The 17,390-nt window shown below is 67.4% G+C and carries 14 protein-coding genes; all 14 read right to left on the reverse strand.

Going from position 1 to position 17,390, the window contains the following annotated elements; translation table 11 throughout:
- Positions 1-3 precede the first annotated feature (3 nt).
- Positions 4-285, reverse strand: coding sequence for a 30S ribosomal protein S19 (gene rpsS / locus ACQEUX_RS23910; RefSeq protein WP_007465299.1), 282 nt, complete (start codon positions 283-285; stop codon positions 4-6).
- Between the two features lie 12 nt (positions 286-297).
- Positions 298-1,137 (reverse strand): 50S ribosomal protein L2, encoded by an 840-nt coding sequence (gene rplB, locus ACQEUX_RS23915; RefSeq protein WP_030329891.1) that lies wholly within the window; start codon positions 1,135-1,137, stop codon positions 298-300.
- Between the two features lie 12 nt (positions 1,138-1,149).
- On the reverse strand, positions 1,150-1,452 hold the full coding sequence (gene rplW / locus ACQEUX_RS23920; RefSeq protein WP_007465304.1) for a 50S ribosomal protein L23: 303 nt from the start codon (positions 1,450-1,452) through the stop codon (positions 1,150-1,152).
- Complete coding sequence (gene rplD, locus ACQEUX_RS23925; protein WP_433052412.1) at positions 1,449-2,099, reverse strand: 50S ribosomal protein L4; 651 nt, start codon at positions 2,097-2,099, stop codon at positions 1,449-1,451. Before rplD ends, rplW begins: the two co-directional genes overlap by 4 nt.
- Positions 2,096-2,761, reverse strand: coding sequence for a 50S ribosomal protein L3 (gene rplC / locus ACQEUX_RS23930; protein WP_433052415.1), 666 nt, complete (start codon positions 2,759-2,761; stop codon positions 2,096-2,098). Before rplC ends, rplD begins: the two co-directional genes overlap by 4 nt.
- Before the next feature lie 11 nt (positions 2,762-2,772).
- On the reverse strand, positions 2,773-3,081 hold the full coding sequence (rpsJ, locus tag ACQEUX_RS23935; RefSeq protein WP_007073037.1) for a 30S ribosomal protein S10: 309 nt from the start codon (positions 3,079-3,081) through the stop codon (positions 2,773-2,775).
- Positions 3,082-3,431: 350 nt separating this feature from the next.
- Entirely contained in the window at positions 3,432-4,625 is a 1,194-nt protein-coding gene (tuf, locus tag ACQEUX_RS23940) for an elongation factor Tu (RefSeq protein ID WP_433052418.1), read from the reverse strand.
- Between the two features lie 214 nt (positions 4,626-4,839).
- Positions 4,840-6,936, reverse strand: coding sequence for an elongation factor G (gene fusA, locus ACQEUX_RS23945; RefSeq protein ID WP_433052420.1), 2,097 nt, complete (start codon positions 6,934-6,936; stop codon positions 4,840-4,842).
- A gap of 75 nt (positions 6,937-7,011) precedes the next feature.
- Entirely contained in the window at positions 7,012-7,482 is a 471-nt protein-coding gene (rpsG, locus tag ACQEUX_RS23950; protein WP_007465317.1) for a 30S ribosomal protein S7, read from the reverse strand.
- A gap of 1 nt (position 7,483) precedes the next feature.
- Positions 7,484-7,858, reverse strand: a complete 375-nt coding sequence (rpsL, locus tag ACQEUX_RS23955) for a 30S ribosomal protein S12 (RefSeq protein WP_014440718.1) — start codon at positions 7,856-7,858, stop codon at positions 7,484-7,486.
- A 518-nt stretch (positions 7,859-8,376) separates the two neighbouring features.
- Entirely contained in the window at positions 8,377-8,748 is a 372-nt protein-coding gene (locus ACQEUX_RS23960; RefSeq protein ID WP_433057093.1) for a hypothetical protein, read from the reverse strand.
- Positions 8,749-9,260: 512 nt separating this feature from the next.
- Complete coding sequence (locus tag ACQEUX_RS23965) at positions 9,261-9,629, reverse strand: hypothetical protein (protein ID WP_433052424.1); 369 nt, start codon at positions 9,627-9,629, stop codon at positions 9,261-9,263.
- Positions 9,630-9,723: 94 nt separating this feature from the next.
- Positions 9,724-13,611, reverse strand: a complete 3,888-nt coding sequence (locus tag ACQEUX_RS23970; protein WP_433052427.1) for a DNA-directed RNA polymerase subunit beta' — start codon at positions 13,609-13,611, stop codon at positions 9,724-9,726.
- A gap of 80 nt (positions 13,612-13,691) precedes the next feature.
- On the reverse strand, positions 13,692-17,123 hold the full coding sequence (locus ACQEUX_RS23975; protein ID WP_433052430.1) for a DNA-directed RNA polymerase subunit beta: 3,432 nt from the start codon (positions 17,121-17,123) through the stop codon (positions 13,692-13,694).
- Between the last annotated feature and the right edge of the window lie 267 nt (positions 17,124-17,390).

Genomic DNA, 17,390 nt, shown 5'->3' on the forward strand with positions numbered 1-17,390 from the left:
GCGTCAGCGCCGACGGCTCTTCCGGTCGTCCTTCTCGTGACCCTTGAACGTGCGGGTCAGCGCGAACTCGCCGAGCTTGTGCCCGACCATCGCCTCGGTCACGAACACCGGGACGTGCTTGCGTCCGTCATGCACGGCGATCGTGTGCCCCAGCATCTCGGGGATGATCGTCGAGCGCCGCGACCAGGTCTTGATCACGTTCTTCGAGCCCTTGTCGTTCTGTACTTCCACCTTCTTGAGCAGGTGGTCGTCTACGAACGGGCCCTTCTTCAGGCTGCGAGGCATGTCTTATCTCCCTCAGCCGCGCTTACGCGTGGCGTAGCGGCGGCGGACGATCAGCCGGTCACTCGGCTGGCCCTTACGGCGGGTGCGGCCCTCGGGCTTACCCTGCGGGTTGACCGGGTGGCGACCACCGGAGGTCTTACCCTCACCACCACCGTGCGGGTGGTCGACCGGGTTCATGGCGACACCACGGACGGTCGGGCGCTTGCCCTTCCAGCGCATACGGCCGGCCTTGCCCCAGTTGATGTTCGACTGGTCGGCGTTGCCGATCTCGCCGATGCTGGCGCGGCAGCGCACGTCCACACGCCGGATCTCGCCGGACGGCATACGCAGGGTCGCGTACGCGCCCTCGCGGCCGAGCAGCTGGATGCCGACGCCGGCGGAACGGGCCAGCTTGGCCCCGCCACCCGGACGCAGCTCCACGTTGTGGATCGTGGTACCGACCGGGATGTTGCGCAGCGGCAGGTTGTTACCCGGCTTGATGTCGGCGCCCGGACCGGACTCGACGCGGTCGCCCTGCTTCATGTCCTTCGGCGCGATGATGTACCGCTTCTCGCCGTCGGCGTAGTGCAGCAGCGCGATGCGCGCCGTGCGGTTCGGGTCGTACTCGATGTGAGCGACCTTCGCCGGCACGCCGTCCTTGTCGACCCGCTTGAAGTCGATCAGACGGTACTGGCGCTTGTGACCGCCACCGTGGTGCCGCGTGGTGATCCGGCCGTGGGCGTTACGCCCGCCCTTCTTCGGCAACGGAGCCAGCAGCGACTTCTCCGGCGTGGACCGGGTGATCTCGGCGAAGTCAGCGACACTGGAGCCACGTCGGCCCGGCGTCGTCGGCTTGTACTTACGGATAGCCATTGTCTACACCCCTCAGCTGACCGGGCCGCCGAAGGCCTCGATGCGGTCACCGTCAGCCAGCTTCACGATCGCCCGCTTGGTCGCCTTGCGCTGACCGAAGCCGGTCTTGGTGCGCTTGCGCTTACCCTGGCGGTTGAGCGTGTTGACCGTCAGGACGCGGACGTTGAAGATCTGCTGGATAGCGATCTTGATCTCGGTCTTGTTCGCGTCCGGGTGCACCAGGAAGGTGTACCAGTTCCGGTTCAGCTCGCTGTAGCTCTTCTCCGAGACGACCGGCGCCACGATGATGTCGCGCGGGTCGGCGATCGTGCTCACTTGCCACCCTCCTCGGTGGTCTCGGCGGGAACGCCCAGGAACTCGTCCAGTGCGTCCTTGGTGAAGACCACGTCGTCGGCCACCAGCACGTCGTACGTGTTCAGCTGGCCGGACTCGATCAGGTGCACCCGCGGCTCGTTGCGCAGCGACACCCAGTTCAGCTCGTCGGTGCTGCTCAGCACGACCAGGACCCGACGGGCCTCGGTGAGCTTGGTCAGCGTGGCCCGGGCCGCCTTGGTCGACGGCTTCTCACCCGAGACGAACGCCTCGACGACGTGCACCTGCCCGGCGCGGGCCCGGTCGGAGAGGGCACCCCGCAGCGCGGCGGCCTTCATCTTCTTCGGGGTCCGCTGGCTGTAGTCGCGCGGCACGGGACCGTGCACGACGCCACCACCGGCGAACTGCGGCGCGCGGATCGAGCCCTGCCGGGCGCGACCGGTGCCCTTCTGCTTGTACGGCTTCTTGCCGCCACCAGCAACCTCGGCGCGGGTCTTGGTCTTGTGCGTGCCCTGTCGGGCCGCCGCGAGCTGGGCCACCACGACCTGGTGCATCAGCGCGACGTTGGCCTGCACGTCGAAGATGTCCGCCGGCAGCTCGACCGAGCTGCTGGTGGTGCCTTCGACGGTGCGCACGTCAACGGTGGTCACTTGGCCGCACCGCCCTTCTTCACCTTGATCTTGGCCGCGGTACGGACCAGAACCAGCGCGCCCTTGGGACCAGGAATGGCGCCACGGACGAGCAGGAGGTTGTTCTCGGTGTCGACCGCCTGGACGGTGAGGTTCTGCACGGTGTACCGCACGCCACCCATCCGACCGGCCATCCGGGTGCCCTTGAAGACACGACCCGGGGTCGCGCAGGCGCCGATGGAACCGGGCGAGCGGTGCTTGCGCTCGACACCGTGGCTGCCGCCCAGACCGTGGAAGCCGTGCCGCTTCATCGGGCCGGCGTAGCCCTTGCCCTTGGTCTTGCCGGTGACGTCGATGGTGACGCCGGCCGGGAACTCCTCGACCGTGACTTCCTGGCCGAGCGAGTATTCCCCAGCGTCCGTGGTGCGCAGCTCGACGATGTGCCGGCGCGGCGCCACGTCCGCCTTGGCGTAGTGCCCGCTGATCGGCTTCTTGACCTTGCGCGGGTCGATGGTGCCGTACGCCAGCTGGACCGCGGAGTAACCGTCCTTCTCGGCGCTACGAACCTGGCTGATGACGCACGGGCCGGCCTCGACCACGGTCACGGGAACAACACGGTTGTTGTCCCAGACCTGGGTCATGCCGAGCTTGGCGCCCAGGATCCCCTTGACTTGCCTGTCCATTTGTCCGGTCCCTACAGCTTGATCTCGATGTCGACGCCAGCCGGCAGGTCGAGGCGCATGAGCGAGTCGACCGTCTTCGGGGTCGGGTCGATGATGTCGATCAGCCGCTTGTGCGTGCGCATCTCGAAGTGCTCGCGCGAGTCCTTGTACTTGTGCGGCGAGCGGATAACGCAGAAACGGTTGATCTCCGTGGGCAGCGGCACCGGGCCCGCGACCTGCGCCCCGGTGCGCGTCACCGTCTCGACGATCTTCCGAGCCGAGGAGTCGACGACCTCGTGGTCATAGGCCTTGAGCCGGATGCGGATCTTCTGTCCCGCCATGGTGGCTTCTGTTCCTTCTCTCGATGCCGCTGTGTTGCGGGCGCCTGTGCCGGCTGGCACAGGCCCACTTCGCCGACCCCCGCGGTCGGGCGTGTCGCGCCCTCGGGCCGGGCTCCGCCCCGTGGTTCCGGAGTGGTGCTGACCGCGCGGTGGGTCAAGGCGCCGATCGCATTACCGCGACCTGAACGCCGTGCGAGGGTGGTTGGCGACTGGGCCGCCAACCACCCTACGCTCGACTGTCTCGCCACCCGGAGGTTCAGCGAAAGCCGAACACAGGCGACGAACTGTCGTTACGCAACCTGACTAGTATGCCGCACGACCGGCGGCGGGTCTAATCGGGGTTACCTAGTTCACTTGATGATCTTGGTGACGAACCCGGCGCCGACGGTGCGGCCACCCTCGCGGATCGCGAACTTGAGGTTCTCCTCCATGGCGATGGGCTGGATCAGCTTCACCGACATGGTGGTGTTGTCGCCCGGCATGACCATCTCGGTGCCCTCGGGAAGGGTGACGACACCGGTGACGTCCGTGGTCCGGAAGTAGAACTGCGGACGGTAGTTCTGGAAGAACGGGGTGTGCCGGCCGCCCTCCTCCTTGGAGAGGATGTAGACCGTCGCCTCGAACTCCGTGTGCGGGGTGTTCGAGCCCGGCTTCACGACGACCATGCCGCGCTCGACCTCGTCGCGCTTGGTACCACGCAGCAGCAGGCCGACGTTCTCGCCTGCGCGAGCGTCGTCCAGGGTCTTCCGGAACATCTCGATCGCGGTGACCTTGGTCTTGAAGCTCTTCTCCTTGATACCGACGAGCTCAACATCCTCGTTCGGCAGGAGAACGCCGCGCTCCACACGACCGGTGACGACGGTGCCACGACCAGTGATCGTGAAGACGTCCTCAACCGGCATCAGGAACGGCTTGTCAACCTCGCGCTCCGGCTGCGGGATCGAGGTGTCGACCGCGGTCATCAGGTCCAGCAGCTTGCCGGTCCACTCGGGGTCACCCTCGAGGGCCTTCAGCGCCGAAACCCGGACGACCGGCAGGTCGTCACCCGGGTACTCCTGGGTGGAGAGCAGCTCACGGACCTCGAGCTCGACGAGCTCCAGGAGCTCCTCGTCATCGACCATGTCGCTCTTGTTGAGCGCCACGACGATGTACGGCACACCAACCTGACGCGCCAGCAGCACGTGCTCGCGGGTCTGCGGCATCGGGCCGTCGGTCGCCGCGACCACCAGGATCGCGCCGTCCATCTGCGCGGCACCGGTGATCATGTTCTTGATGTAGTCCGCGTGGCCGGGGCAGTCGACGTGCGCGTAGTGCCGCGCCTCGGTCTGGTACTCGACGTGCGCGATCGAGATCGTGATGCCGCGGGCCTTCTCCTCCGGCGCCTTGTCGATCTCGTCGAACGGCGTGTACGGGTTCAGGTCCGGGAACTGGTCGTGCAGGACCTTGGTGATGGCCGCCGTCAGCGTCGTCTTACCGTGGTCGATGTGACCAATGGTGCCGATGTTGACGTGCGGCTTAGTCCGCTCGAACTTCGCCTTCGCCACTGGTGTCCTCCTGTGGACTTCTTGGTTCGTACGCCCGGCGCGCCGGTCGGCGCTTAGGACTCTGTCGACAGCCTTTCCGGCCTGACGGCCGGAGAGTCTTTTGTGGGTTCTGCGGCGATGAAGCCTACAGGCCCGGTCTCACGCGATCCGATCGTGGTGGCCGCGGGCGGGTGAACCCTCCCGCGACCAACCACGAATCACCTGCTCGGGGCGATTACTCGCCCGTTGCCTTGGCGATGATCTCCTTCGCGACGCTCTGCGGAACCTCGGCGTAGGAGTCGAACTGCATGCTGTAGCTCGCCCGGCCCTGGGTCTTCGACCGCAGGTCGCCGACGTAGCCGAACATCTCCGACAACGGCACCAGAGCCTTCACGATGCGGGCGCCACTGCGCTCCTCCATCGCCTGGATGATGCCGCGGCGGGAGTTGAGGTCACCGATGACGTCACCCATGTTCTCCTCAGGAGTGGTGACTTCAACGGCCATCATCGGCTCGAGCAGTGCGGGATCGGCCTTGCGGGCCGCGTCCTTCATCACCATCGAGCCGGCGATCTTGAATGCCATTTCCGACGAGTCGACCTCGTGGTACTGGCCGTCCAGCAGAGTCAGCTTCACACCGACCAGCGGGAAGCCCGCGAGGACGCCGTACTGCAGCGCGTCCTGGGCGCCGGCGTCCACCGACGGGATGAACTCCCGGGGGATGCGGCCACCGCTGACGGCGTTGGCGAACTCGTAGGTCGGCGACTCGTTGTCCAGCGGCAGCGGCTCCACGCTCACGATCACGCGGGCGTACTGGCCGGAACCACCGGTCTGCTTCTTGTGGGTGTACTCGACCTTCTCCACCTTGCGGCGAATGGTCTCGCGGTACGCCACCTGCGGCTTGCCGACGTTGGCCTCGACGTTGAACTCGCGGCGCATCCGGTCGACCAGGATGTCCAGGTGCAGCTCGCCCATGCCGGAGATGACCGTCTGACCGGTCTCCTCGTCCAGCTGGACGCGGAAGGTCGGGTCCTCCTCGGCCAGCCGCTGGATGGCCGTGCCCAGCTTCTCCTGGTCGGACTTGGTCTTCGGCTCGATCGCCACCGAGATGACCGGCTCCGGGAAGGTCATCGATTCCAGGATGACCGGGTTCGCCGGGTCGGACAGCGTGTCACCGGTGGTGGTCTGCTTGAGACCCTGCACCGCGATGATGTCGCCAGCCTGGGCCGAGTTGCGCTCTTCCCGCTTGTTGGCGTGCATCTGGTAGATCTTGCCGATCCGCTCCTTACGGTCCTTGGTGGAGTTGACCACCTGGGAGCCGGAATCGAGCGTGCCGGAGTAGACCCGGACGTAGGTGAGCTTGCCGAGGTGCTTGTCCGTCTGGATCTTGAAGGCCAGACCGGAGAACGGCTCCGAGTTGGACGGCTTCCGCAGCAGCGGCGTCTCGCCGTCGGTGGCCGTACCCTCGATCGCGGGAACGTCCAGCGGCGACGGCAGGAAGTCGACCACGGCGTCGAGCATGGGCTGGACACCCTTGTTCTTGAACGCCGAGCCGCAGAGCACCGGGTTGGCCTTGCCGGCGATGGTGGCACGCCGGATGGCGGCCTTGATCTCCTCGACGGAGACCTCCTCGCCCTCCAGGTACTTCTCCATCACCGCGTCGTCGACGTCGGCGAGGGTCTCCATCAGCTTCTCGCGCCACTCGGCCGCGGAGTCGGCCAGGTCGGCCGGGATCTCCTCGATCGCGTAGTCCTCACCCTTCTGGGTCTCCCCGCGCCAGGTGAGGGCGCGCATGCCGATCAGGTCGACGACACCGATGTGGTCACCCTCGAGCCCGATCGGGATCTGGAGCACCAGCGGGGTCGCGTTCAGCCGGTCGATCATCATCTGCACGCAGCGGAAGAAGTCGGCGCCGGTCCGGTCGAGCTTGTTGACGAAGCACATACGCGGGACGTTGTACTTGTCGGCCTGCCGCCAGACGTTCTCCGTCTGCGGCTCCACGCCGGCGACACCGTCGTAGACCGCGACCGCACCATCCAGGACCCGCAGCGACCGCTCGACCTCGACCGTGAAGTCGACGTGTCCGGGCGTGTCGATGATCTGGATCGTGTGGCCCTTCCACTCACACTTGGTAGCAGCGGAGGTGATGGTGATACCACGCTCCTGCTCCTGCTCCATCCAGTCCATGACGGCAGCGCCCTCGTGGACTTCACCGATCTTGTACGTGATACCGGTGTAGAACAGGATCCGCTCGGTGGTCGTGGTCTTACCGGCATCGATGTGCGCCATGATGCCGATGTTGCGTACGTTGGCGAGCGCGTCTGCGGCGGCCACTTCAATCCCTACTTATCGTCGTCTCGACTCAACTGGTGGCGGTTCCGGCGCCCGTGGGGCGCCGGAACCAGGGTGTTACCAGCGGTAGTGCGCGAAGGCCTTGTTCGACTCGGCCATCTTGTGCGTGTCCTCGCGCCGCTTGACGGCGGCACCGAGGCCGTTGCTCGCGTCCAGCAGCTCGTTCATGAGCCGCTCGACCATGGTCTTCTCGCGCCGGGCGCGGGAGTAGGTGACCAGCCAGCGCAGGCCCAGGGTGGTCGCCCGGGTGGGACGGACCTCGACCGGAACCTGGTAGGTGGCGCCACCGACACGACGGCTGCGCACCTCGAGGGTCGGCTTGACGTTGTCCATCGCCCGCTTGAGGGTGACGACGGGGTCGGTGCCGGACTTCTCGCGGCAGCCCTCGAGGGCCGCGTACACGATGGACTCGGCGAGCTGGCGCTTGCCGCGCAGCAGGATCTTGTTCACCAGCTGGGTGACCAGCGGCGAGTTGTACACCGGGTCAGCGACCAGTGGCCGCCGCGGAGCGGGTCCCTTACGCGGCATGTCAGCTCTTCTCCTTCTTCGCGCCGTAACGGCTGCGCGCCTGCTTGCGGTTGCGGACACCCTGGGTGTCCAGCGAACCGCGAACGATCTTGTAACGCACGCCGGGGAGGTCCTTCACCCGGCCGCCGCGAACGAGCACGATCGAGTGCTCCTGCAGGTTGTGACCGACGCCGGGGATGTAGGCGGTCACCTCGATCTGGCTGCTGAGCTTCACACGAGCGACCTTGCGCAGCGCCGAGTTCGGCTTCTTCGGGGTAGTGGTGTACACGCGGGTGCACACGCCGCGCCGCTGAGGGGAACCCTTCAGCGCCGGGGTCTTGGTCTTGCTCGTCTTCGCCTGGCGGCCCTTTCGGACCAGCTGCTGGATCGTGGGCACCGGGTTTCTCCGCTCCCTTCGGCCGCATTCGCGGCCGCGCCGTCTGCTCGTTAGCCAGCCTGATGACCGGCTCTCCTACATTCCAACCAGGGCCACCTCACGGAGACCCCGGCACCCGCGGTCGGGCGTGTCGCCCTCATCACGGTCCCGTTGCGGACGCTTTCACGTGCGTACCGGGTTTGTGTCACCGGCTCGCGAGTCGCCCCGCCCCGGATCTTTGGCTTGTCGTGCCGCCGTCCGGGTTCCGGAAACAGCGCACGCACGAGTTGCCCGGGCATGCCCGGGCACAAGGGGAAAGAGTACCTACCACAACCGCCCAGGTCAAAACGGAATGGCCCGGCGACTGTCTCACACCCGCCGGTCAGATCTCGTTCTGCCCCGTCGCCCGCGATGGGCACCTACGAACACAAGTGTACCGGCTTTCCCTCGGGACCACCCGGCGCCCCCGGGGCGGGCACCGGGAGGCCTCGCGGGAGCTGCGGAACCGCGTCAGGTGGCGGGGCGAACGGTGACCAGCCTCACGTCAGGGCGAGAAGCAGCGCCAGACCCAGGCCCAGGAGACTGAGCAGCGCCCCGGCCGCACCACAGCTGATCCCGGCCACGGCCAGCCCCCGGCCGGTGAACCGAACCGCAGAGGGCGCGGCCGGCCTGCGGATCTGTCGCTGGCCGAGCAGGCCGGCGACGACCGCCGCCACGCCGGCCAGCACACCGAGCGCAGCGAACGCGCCGGACGCCCAGGCCCCGCCCTCGTTCACGAAGGCCACCCCGAAGCAGATCACCAGCAGTGCGACCAGGACCGACGCGATCCCGGCCACCAGCGCCCCGATGGCCAGCCCGGAGGTGACCGGCGCCACGTCCAGGTGCACGACGCCGAACGGCGTACCGGGCACCATCTCCACCCGCTTCGGCGGACGGCGTTGGTCGTCGGTGGGCGGTCGCACCGGATGCCCTGGCGCCGCACCCCAGCCGGGCGCGTGACCCGGCGCCGGAGGGCCCCAGCCGGGCGCGTGGCCCGGCGGTGGAGGGCCCCAGCCGTACGGCATGCCAGCCCCGGACGCCGGCGGGCCCCAGCCTGGCGGCGGAGTCGGCACCCCGGAGACCGGGTACGGCTGCGCGGAGCCGGGCGTACCCCATCCGGGGTGCGGCGCGGAGGGTGGCGGCGCGCCCCAGCCCGACGCGGAGACGGGTGGGTGCGGCTCGCCGCTCGGGCCCGGTCGCGCCCAGCCACTCGGCTCGGACGGAGCCGGCGCGTCCGGAGGGCCGGCCGGTTCGTCCGCAGGGGGCCGCGCCGGTTCCGTCACGAGGTCCTCCTGTCGAAAGGCCGCCACCGCCGCACGGCGGGACACCGGCCAGGCTACCGCCGAGAGCACCGCCGCCCGCGCCGGGCGCGGCCGCGGACGGCTCAGTCCATGTTCGCCGGGTAGTCGTGGCCGAACGGCGCTCCGGCCAACCGAACCACCCCGATGACCACCGCGGCCACCACAGTGACCGCGACCAGCAGCAGGCCGGTCCAGGCCATCCACTCCCCCCGTCGCAGCCAGGCTCCGCCGGTCAGGAAACCCCCGGAGGCGTACGCCTCACGGCGCGCCTGCCGGGCCAGTTGCAGTGCCACCGTCGCCGGCACCACCCCACCGATGAACAGCCCGGTCAGCATGCCGAGCAGCCCCAGCGCGAAAACCGCCCGTGCCTTCGTGGCCCGGGCCGGATCCGGGTCCAGCGGGTGACGCAGGCTCTCCTGCGCGACGGACACCTGTCCGGGTGCGGTCGTCATCCCCCCATCATGCCGAACTCGGACCGGGACCGGGTCGGTCCAGACACGACGAGGCCCCCGGCGGGTGCCGGGGGCCTCGTCGTGTGCTGAGTGCTTAGCGATACGACCCGAAGTCGAAGTCGTCCAGCGGCACAGCCTGCCCGCTGGCCGGCCCGAAACCGTAGTCGGTCTCCGGGTACCCGGTCATCGAGTAGACCTTGGCCTTGGCCTCCTCGGTCGGCTCCACCCGGACGTTGCGGTACTTGCTGATGCCCGTACCGGCCGGGATGAGCTTACCGATGATCACGTTCTCCTTGAGGCCGACCAGCGAGTCGCTGCGCGAGTTGATCGCAGCGTCGGTCAGCACCCGGGTGGTCTCCTGGAAGGAGGCCGCGGAGAGCCAGGAGTCGGTGGCCAGCGAGGCCTTGGTGATACCCATCAGCACCGGACGACCGGCGGCAGGCTCGCCGCCCTCCGAGACGAGTCGGCGGTTCTCCGACTCGAACAGCGCCCGGTCGACGAGCACACCCGGCAGGAACTCGGTCGAACCGGAGTCGATGACCGTCACCCGCTTGAGCATCTGGCGGATGATGATCTCGATGTGCTTGTCGTGGATGAGCACACCCTGCGAGCGGTAGACCTCCTGAACCTCACTGGTCAGGTGGACCTGGACCGCCCGCGGACCCATGATCCGCAGCAACTCGTGCGGGTCGATGGTGCCCTCGGTGAGCTTCTCGCCGACCGCGACGTGGCCGCCGTCGTGGGTCCGGAGCTTGACCCGCTTCGAGATCTTGTCGTAGACGATCTCTTCGCTGCCGTCGTCCGGAACAACGATGATCTTCCGCGAGCGCTCGCCGTCCTCGATCCGGATCCGGCCGGGGGTGTCGGCGATAGGCGCCTTACCCTTCGGGACCCGAGCCTCGAAGATCTCCTGGACACGCGGCAGACCCTGGGTGATGTCCTCACCCGCGACACCACCGGTGTGGAAGGTACGCATCGTCAGCTGCGTACCGGGCTCACCGATGGACTGGGCGGCGATGATGCCGACCGCCTCACCGATGTCGACCGACTTACCGGTCGGCAGCGACCGGCCGTAGCAGGCCGCGCAGACGCCCAGCTTCGACTCGCAGGTGAGCACGCTGCGCACCCGGACCGTCTCCACGCCAGCGGCGACGATCTTGTCGACGCCGATGGAGTTGATGTCCTGACCGCGCTCGGCCACCACGGTGCCGTCCGGCCCCTTGATGTCGTCGGCCAGGGTCCGGGCGTGCACGCTGGTCTCGGCGTGGGTGTGGACGACGAGCTTGCCGTCCAGCTTCTCGCCGATCTGCATCGGGATCGCCCGGTCGGTGCCGCAGTCCTCTTCGCGGATGATGACGTCCTGGGAGACGTCCACCAGACGACGGGTCAGGTAACCCGAGTCGGCGGTCCGCAGCGCGGTGTCGGCGAGACCCTTACGGGCACCGTGCGTGGAGATGAAGTACTCCAGCACGGACAGACCCTCCCGGTAGCTGGCCTTGATCGGCCGCGGGATGATCTCGCCCTTCGGGTTGGCCACCAGACCACGGATCGCCGCGATCTGCCGGAGCTGGAGCAGGTTACCGCGGGCACCCGAGTGGATCATCTTCCACAGTGGGTTCTCCTGCGGCAGCGCGGTGTCCATCTCCTTGGCGACCTCGTTGGTCGCCTTGGTCCAGATCTCGATGAGCTCGCCGCGACGCTCCTCGGCGGTCATCAGACCACGCTGGTACTGCTTGTCGATCCGGTCGGCTTCCTTCTCGTACTTCGCCAGGATCTCCGCCTTGCGCGGCGGCGCGATGACGTCCTCCATGCCGATCGTCACGCCGGACCAGGTGGCCCAGTGGAAACCGGCCTCCTTGAGCCCGTCCAGGGTGGCGGCCAGCGCCACCTTGGGGAAGCGCTCGGCGAGGTCGTTGACGATCGCGGAGAGCTGACCCTTGCGGATCTCGTAGTTCACGAAGCGGTAGCCCTGCGGCAGCGTCTCGTTGAACAGCACCCGACCCAGGGTGGTCTCCACGGTCAGCGCGTCACCCTCGACCCAGCCCTCCGGGGCGGTCCACGCCTCGGAGCCGGCGCCGTTGTCGACCCCGATCACGCCACGCAGGCGGATCTTCACCGGCGCCTGCAGGTGCAGCTCGCCGTTGTCGAAGGCCATCCGCGCCTCGGCGTCCGAGCTGAACGCCCGGCCCTCGCCCTTCTCACCGGCGGTGAGGTGGGTGAGGTGGTAGAGACCGATGACCATGTCCTGGGTGGGCATGGTGACCGGCTTGCCGTCGGCCGGCTTGAGGATGTTGTTCGACGACAGCATCAGGATCCGCGCCTCGGCCTGAGCCTCAGCGGACAGCGGCACGTGCACCGCCATCTGGTCACCGTCGAAGTCGGCGTTGAACGCGGTGCAGACCAGCGGGTGGATCTGGATCGCCTTGCCCTCGACCAGCTGCGGCTCGAAGGCCTGGATGCCCAGGCGGTGCAGGGTCGGCGCCCGGTTGAGCAGCACCGGGTGCTCGCCGATGACCTCTTCCAGCACGTCCCACACGACCGGGCGCTGACGCTCGACCATCCGCTTGGCGGACTTGATGTTCTGCGCGTGGTTGAGGTCGACCAGCCGCTTCATGACGAACGGCTTGAACAGCTCCAGCGCCATCTGCTTGGGCAGGCCGCACTGGTGCAGCTTGAGCTTCGGGCCGACCACGATGACCGAACGGCCGGAGTAGTCGACGCGCTTGCCCAGCAGGTTCTGGCGGAACCGGCCCTGCTTGCCCTTGAGCATGTCGGACAGCGACTTGAGCGGGCGGTTACCCGGACCGGTGACCGGCCGGCCGCGACGGCCGTTGTCGAACAGTGCGTCGACGGCCTCCTGGAGCATCCGCTTCTCGTTGTTGACGATGATCTCGGGCGCGCCGAGGTCGATCAGCCGCTTGAGGCGGTTGTTCCGGTTGATCACGCGGCGGTACAGGTCGTTCAGGTCCGAGGTCGCGAACCGGCCACCGTCGAGCTGCACCATCGGGCGCAGGTCCGGTGGGATGACCGGGACGCAGTCCAGCACCATGCCGAGCGGCGAGTTGCGGGTGTTCAGGAACGCCGCCACGACCTTGAGCCGCTTGAGCGCCCGGATCTTCCGCTGGCCCTTGCCGGACCGGATGGTCTCCCGCAGGCTCTCGGCCTCGGCGTCGAGGTCCATGTTCTGGACCAACGCCTTGATCGCCTCGGCGCCCATGGAACCGGTGAAGTACTCACCGAACCGGTCGCGCAGCTCGCGGTAGAGCAGCTCGTCGGTGACCAGCTGCTTCGGCTCCAGCTTGCGGAAGGTGTCCAGCACCTCGTCCAGGCGGTCGATCTCGCGCTGGGCCCGGTCGCGGATCTGGCGCATCTCGCGCTCTCCGCCCTCCTTGACCTTGCGCCGGACGTCCGCCTTGGCACCCTCGGCCTCCAGCTCGGCCAGGTCGGCCTCGAGCTTGGCGGCCCGCTTCTCGATCTCCGAGTCGCGGCTGTTCTCGGACTGCCGCTTCTCGGCCAGGATCTCGTTCTCGATCGTCGAGAGGTCACGGTGACGCGACTCCGCGTCCACGCTCGTCACGACGTACGAGGCGAAGTAGATGATCTTCTCGAGGTCCTTGGGGGCGAGGTCCAGCAGGTAACCCAGCCGGCTCGGAACGCCCTTGAAGTACCAGATGTGGGTCACCGGAGCAGCGAGCTCGATGTGCCCCATCCGCTCACGACGGACCTTGGAGCGAGTCACCTCGACGCCGCAGCGCTCACAGATGATGCCCTTGAACCGAACGCGCTTGTACTTACCGCAGTAGCACTCCCAGTCGCGCTGCGGACCAAAGATCTTCTCGCAGAAGAGCCCGTCCTTCTCCGGCTTCAGGGTGCGGTAGTTGATCGTCTCAGGCTTCTTGACCTCGCCGTGCGACCACTGACGGATGTCGTCGGCGGTGGCGAGACCAATGCGCAGCTCGTCGAAGAAGTTGACGTCGAGCACTATGTCCCCTATGTCGTCGTCTGTACTGCTAATTCTCGGGCGAGGTCGGGGGCCGGCGAACCGGCCCCCGACCGCTCACCTCAGACCTCTTCGACCGAGCTCGGCTCGCGCCGGGACAGGTCGATGCCCAGCTCCTCAGCGGCCCGGAACACCTCGTCGTCGGTCTCGCGCATTTCCAGGGCCACACCGTCGCTGGAGAGCACCTCAACGTTGAGGCACAGCGACTGCAGCTCCTTGAGCAGCACCTTGAACGACTCCGGGATGCCCGGCTCCGGGATGTTCTCGCCCTTGACGATGGCCTCGTAGACCTTCACCCGGCCGAGCACGTCGTCGGACTTGATCGTGAGCAGCTCCTGCAGGGCGTACGCGGCGCCGTACGCCTGCATCGCCCAGCACTCCATCTCACCGAAACGCTGACCACCGAACTGCGCCTTACCACCCAGCGGCTGCTGCGTGATCATCGAGTACGGGCCGGTCGACCGAGCGTGGATCTTGTCGTCGACCAGGTGGTTGAGCTTCAGGATGTAGATGTAGCCGACCGCGATCGGGTCCGGCAGCGGCTCACCGGAACGACCGTCGAACAGCTGCGCCTTGCCGCTGGAACCGATCAGCTGGTTGCCGTCCCGGTTGGGCAGGGTCGACGAGAGCAGACCGGCGATCTCCTCCTCACGCGCACCGTCGAAGACCGGGGTGGCCACGTTCGTGTCCCCCTCGGACTCGTGCGCGTCGATCGAACGCAGCTGCTTCTTCCAGGCCGCGTCGTCGCCCTCGACCTTCCAACCGGTCTTGGCGACCCAACCGAGGTGGGTCTCCAGCACCTGGCCGATGTTCATCCGGCTCGGCACACCCAGCGGGTTGAGCACGATGTCGACCGGGGTGCCGTCCTCCAGGAACGGCATGTCCTCGATCGGCAGGATCTTCGAGATGACGCCCTTGTTGCCGTGCCGGCCGGCGAGCTTGTCGCCGTCCTGGATCTTGCGCTTCTGGGCGACGTAGACCCGGACCAGCTCGTTGACACCCGGCGGCAACTCGTCGCCGTCCTCGCGGGAGAACGTGCGCACACCGATGACCGTGCCGGTCTCGCCGTGCGGCACCTTCAGCGAGGTGTCCCGAACCTCGCGCGCCTTCTCACCGAAGATCGCGCGGAGCAGTCGCTCCTCCGGGGTCAGCTCGGTCTCACCCTTGGGCGTGACCTTGCCGACCAGGATGTCACCGGGGACGACCTCGGCACCGATCCGGATGATGCCGCGCTCGTCGAGGTCAGCGAGCATTTCCTCGCTGACGTTCGGGATGTCGCGGGTGATCTCCTCCGGGCCGAGCTTGGTGTCCCGAGCGTCGACCTCGTGCTCCTCGATGTGGATCGAGGTGAGCACGTCCTGCTGCACGAGGCGCTGCGACAGGATGATCGCGTCCTCGTAGTTGTGCCCCTCCCAGGTCATGAAGGCCACGAGCAGGTTGCGCCCGAGTGCCATCTCGCCCTCGTCGGTGCACGGCCCGTCGGCGATGACCTGACCGGCCTCGACGCGGTCGCCCTCGAAGACCACCGGCTTCTGGTTGACGCAGGAGCCGGCGTTGGAGCGGCGGAACTTGTGCAGCAGGTACGTCCGGCGGTGGCCGTCATCCTGGTGGATGGTGACGTAGTCGGCGCAGAGATCCTCGATCACACCGCCGACCTCGGCGACCACCACGTCGCCAGCGTCGACCGCGGCCCGGTATTCCATGCCCGTACCCACGAGCGGCGCCTCGGCCTTGACCAGCGGCACCGCCTGGCGCTGCATGTTCGCGCCCATCAGTGCCCGGTTGGCGTCGTCGTGCTCGAGGAACGGGATCATGGCGGTCGCGACCGAGGTCATCTGCCGGGGCGAGACGTCCATGTAGTCGACGGCACCGGGGACGACGTCCTCGGTCTCGCCGCCCTTACGGCGGCAGAGCACCCGGTCCTCGGCGAACGTGCCGTCAGCCTTCAGCGGCGCGTTGGCCTGGGCCTTGACGAACCGGTCCTCCTCGTCCGCGGTCAGGTAGTCGATCTGGTCGGTGACCCGACCCTCGACGACCTTCCGGTACGGCGTCTCGATGAAGCCGAACGGGTTGACCCGGGCGAAGGTGGACAGCGCGCCGATCAGACCGATGTTCGGGCCTTCCGGCGTCTCGATCGGGCACATCCGGCCGTAGTGGGACGGGTGCACGTCGCGGACCTCGAAGCCGGCCCGCTCCCGGGACAGACCACCCGGGCCGAGCGCGCTCAGCCGACGCCGGTGGGTCAGACCCGCCAGCGGGTTGGTCTGGTCCATGAACTGGGACAGCTGCGACGTCCCGAAGAACTCCTTGATCGCCGCCACCACCGGGCGGATGTTGATCAGGGTCTGCGGGGTGATCGCCTCGACGTCCTGCGTGGTCATCCGCTCACGGACGACCCGCTCCATGCGGGAGAGGCCGACCCGAACCTGGTTCTGGATCAGCTCACCCACGGTGCGCAGGCGCCGGTTGCCGAAGTGGTCGATGTCGTCGGCCTCGTAGCCGTCCTCACCGGCGTGCAGCCGGCAGAGGTACTCCACGGTGGCAACGATGTCGTCCTCGGTCAGCGTGCCCGTGGTGATCGGCACGTTGACTTCGAGCTTCTTGTTGAACTTGTAGCGCCCGACCTTGGCGACGTCGTACCGCTTCGGGTTGAAGAAGAGGTTGTCGAGCAGGGTCTGGGCGTTCTCGCGCGTCGGCGGCTCGCCAGGGCGCAGCTTGCGGTAGATGTCTAGCAGGGCCTCGTCCTGGCCGGCGATGTGGTCCTTCTCGAGCGTGGTCATCATGAGCTCGGACCAACCGAACCGCTCACGGATCCGCTCGGCCGACCAACCGATGGCCTTGAGCAGGACCGTGACGGCCTGCCGACGCTTGCGGTCGATGCGTACGCCGACCGTGTCGCGCTTGTCGATGTCAAACTCCAGCCAGGCACCCCGGCTCGGGATGACCTTGACGCTGGAGAGGTCGCGGTCGGAGGTCTTGTCCGGCTGCTTGTCGAAGTACACGCCCGGGGACCGGACGAGCTGGCTGACCACGACGCGCTCGGTGCCGTTGATGACGAAGGTGCCCTTGGGCGTCATCATCGGGAAGTCACCCATGAACACCGTCTGGCTCTTGATCTCGCCAGTGGTGTTGTTGGTGAACTCCGCGGTCACGAAGAGCGGAGCGCAGTAGGTCAGGTCCTTCTCCTTGCACTCCTCGATCGAGGCCTTGACCTCGTCGAAGCGCGGCGCCGAGAAGGAGAGCGACATGGTGCCGGAGAAGTCCTCAATGGGACTGATCTCTTCAAGGATCTCCGCGAGACCCGAGCGTGCGTGCGGGTCGTCCGCCGACCGGCCCTGCCAAGCCTCGTTGCCGACGAGCCAGTCAAAGGACTCGTTCTGGATGGCAAGGAGGTTGGGGACCTCGAGGTGTTCGGTGATCCTGCCGAATGAAACTCGGCGGGGAGCGAATGCGCTCGACGTACGACTGGTCTTCGCAGGGCGGGAAGCTGCCAAGATGCGTCCTTCCGAGGACCGGTGCTGCAGAACGGCTGGTACGCGTGCACTCCAATGACCCCACCAGAAATATCCGTAAACGGACATTTCCGAGCAGGGGTCTAGTCGGAAGGCAGCGCAAACTAGCAGTGTAGCCGAGAGGCTAACCGCTGTCCAGCCCACCCTGCAGGTCGTTTGCGGAACGTGCCTCGGCCCCCCGTAAACCGGGGGCTGCCGGGCCGCTCAGAACGCAACGTCCCCACTGGGCCGCTCGGGTTGCAACGGCCG

It is taken from the genome of Micromonospora sp. CA-259024, from assembly GCF_050936255.1.
Classification (GTDB): Bacteria; Actinomycetota; Actinomycetes; order Mycobacteriales; family Micromonosporaceae; genus Micromonospora.

Excerpts from the sequence above, each read along its gene's own strand:
- rpsS (WP_007465299.1), bottom strand. The coding sequence starts at position 285 with ATGCCTCGCAGCCTGAAGAAGGGCCCGTTCGTAGACGACCACCTGCTC.
- rplB (WP_030329891.1), bottom strand. The coding sequence starts at position 1,137 with ATGGCTATCCGTAAGTACAAGCCGACGACGCCGGGCCGACGTGGCTCC.
- rplC (WP_433052415.1), bottom strand. The coding sequence starts at position 2,761 with ATGGACAGGCAAGTCAAGGGGATCCTGGGCGCCAAGCTCGGCATGACC.
- rpsJ (WP_007073037.1), bottom strand. The coding sequence starts at position 3,081 with ATGGCGGGACAGAAGATCCGCATCCGGCTCAAGGCCTATGACCACGAG.
- rpsG (WP_007465317.1), bottom strand. The coding sequence starts at position 7,482 with ATGCCGCGTAAGGGACCCGCTCCGCGGCGGCCACTGGTCGCTGACCCG.
- ACQEUX_RS23965 (WP_433052424.1), bottom strand. The coding sequence starts at position 9,629 with ATGACGACCGCACCCGGACAGGTGTCCGTCGCGCAGGAGAGCCTGCGT.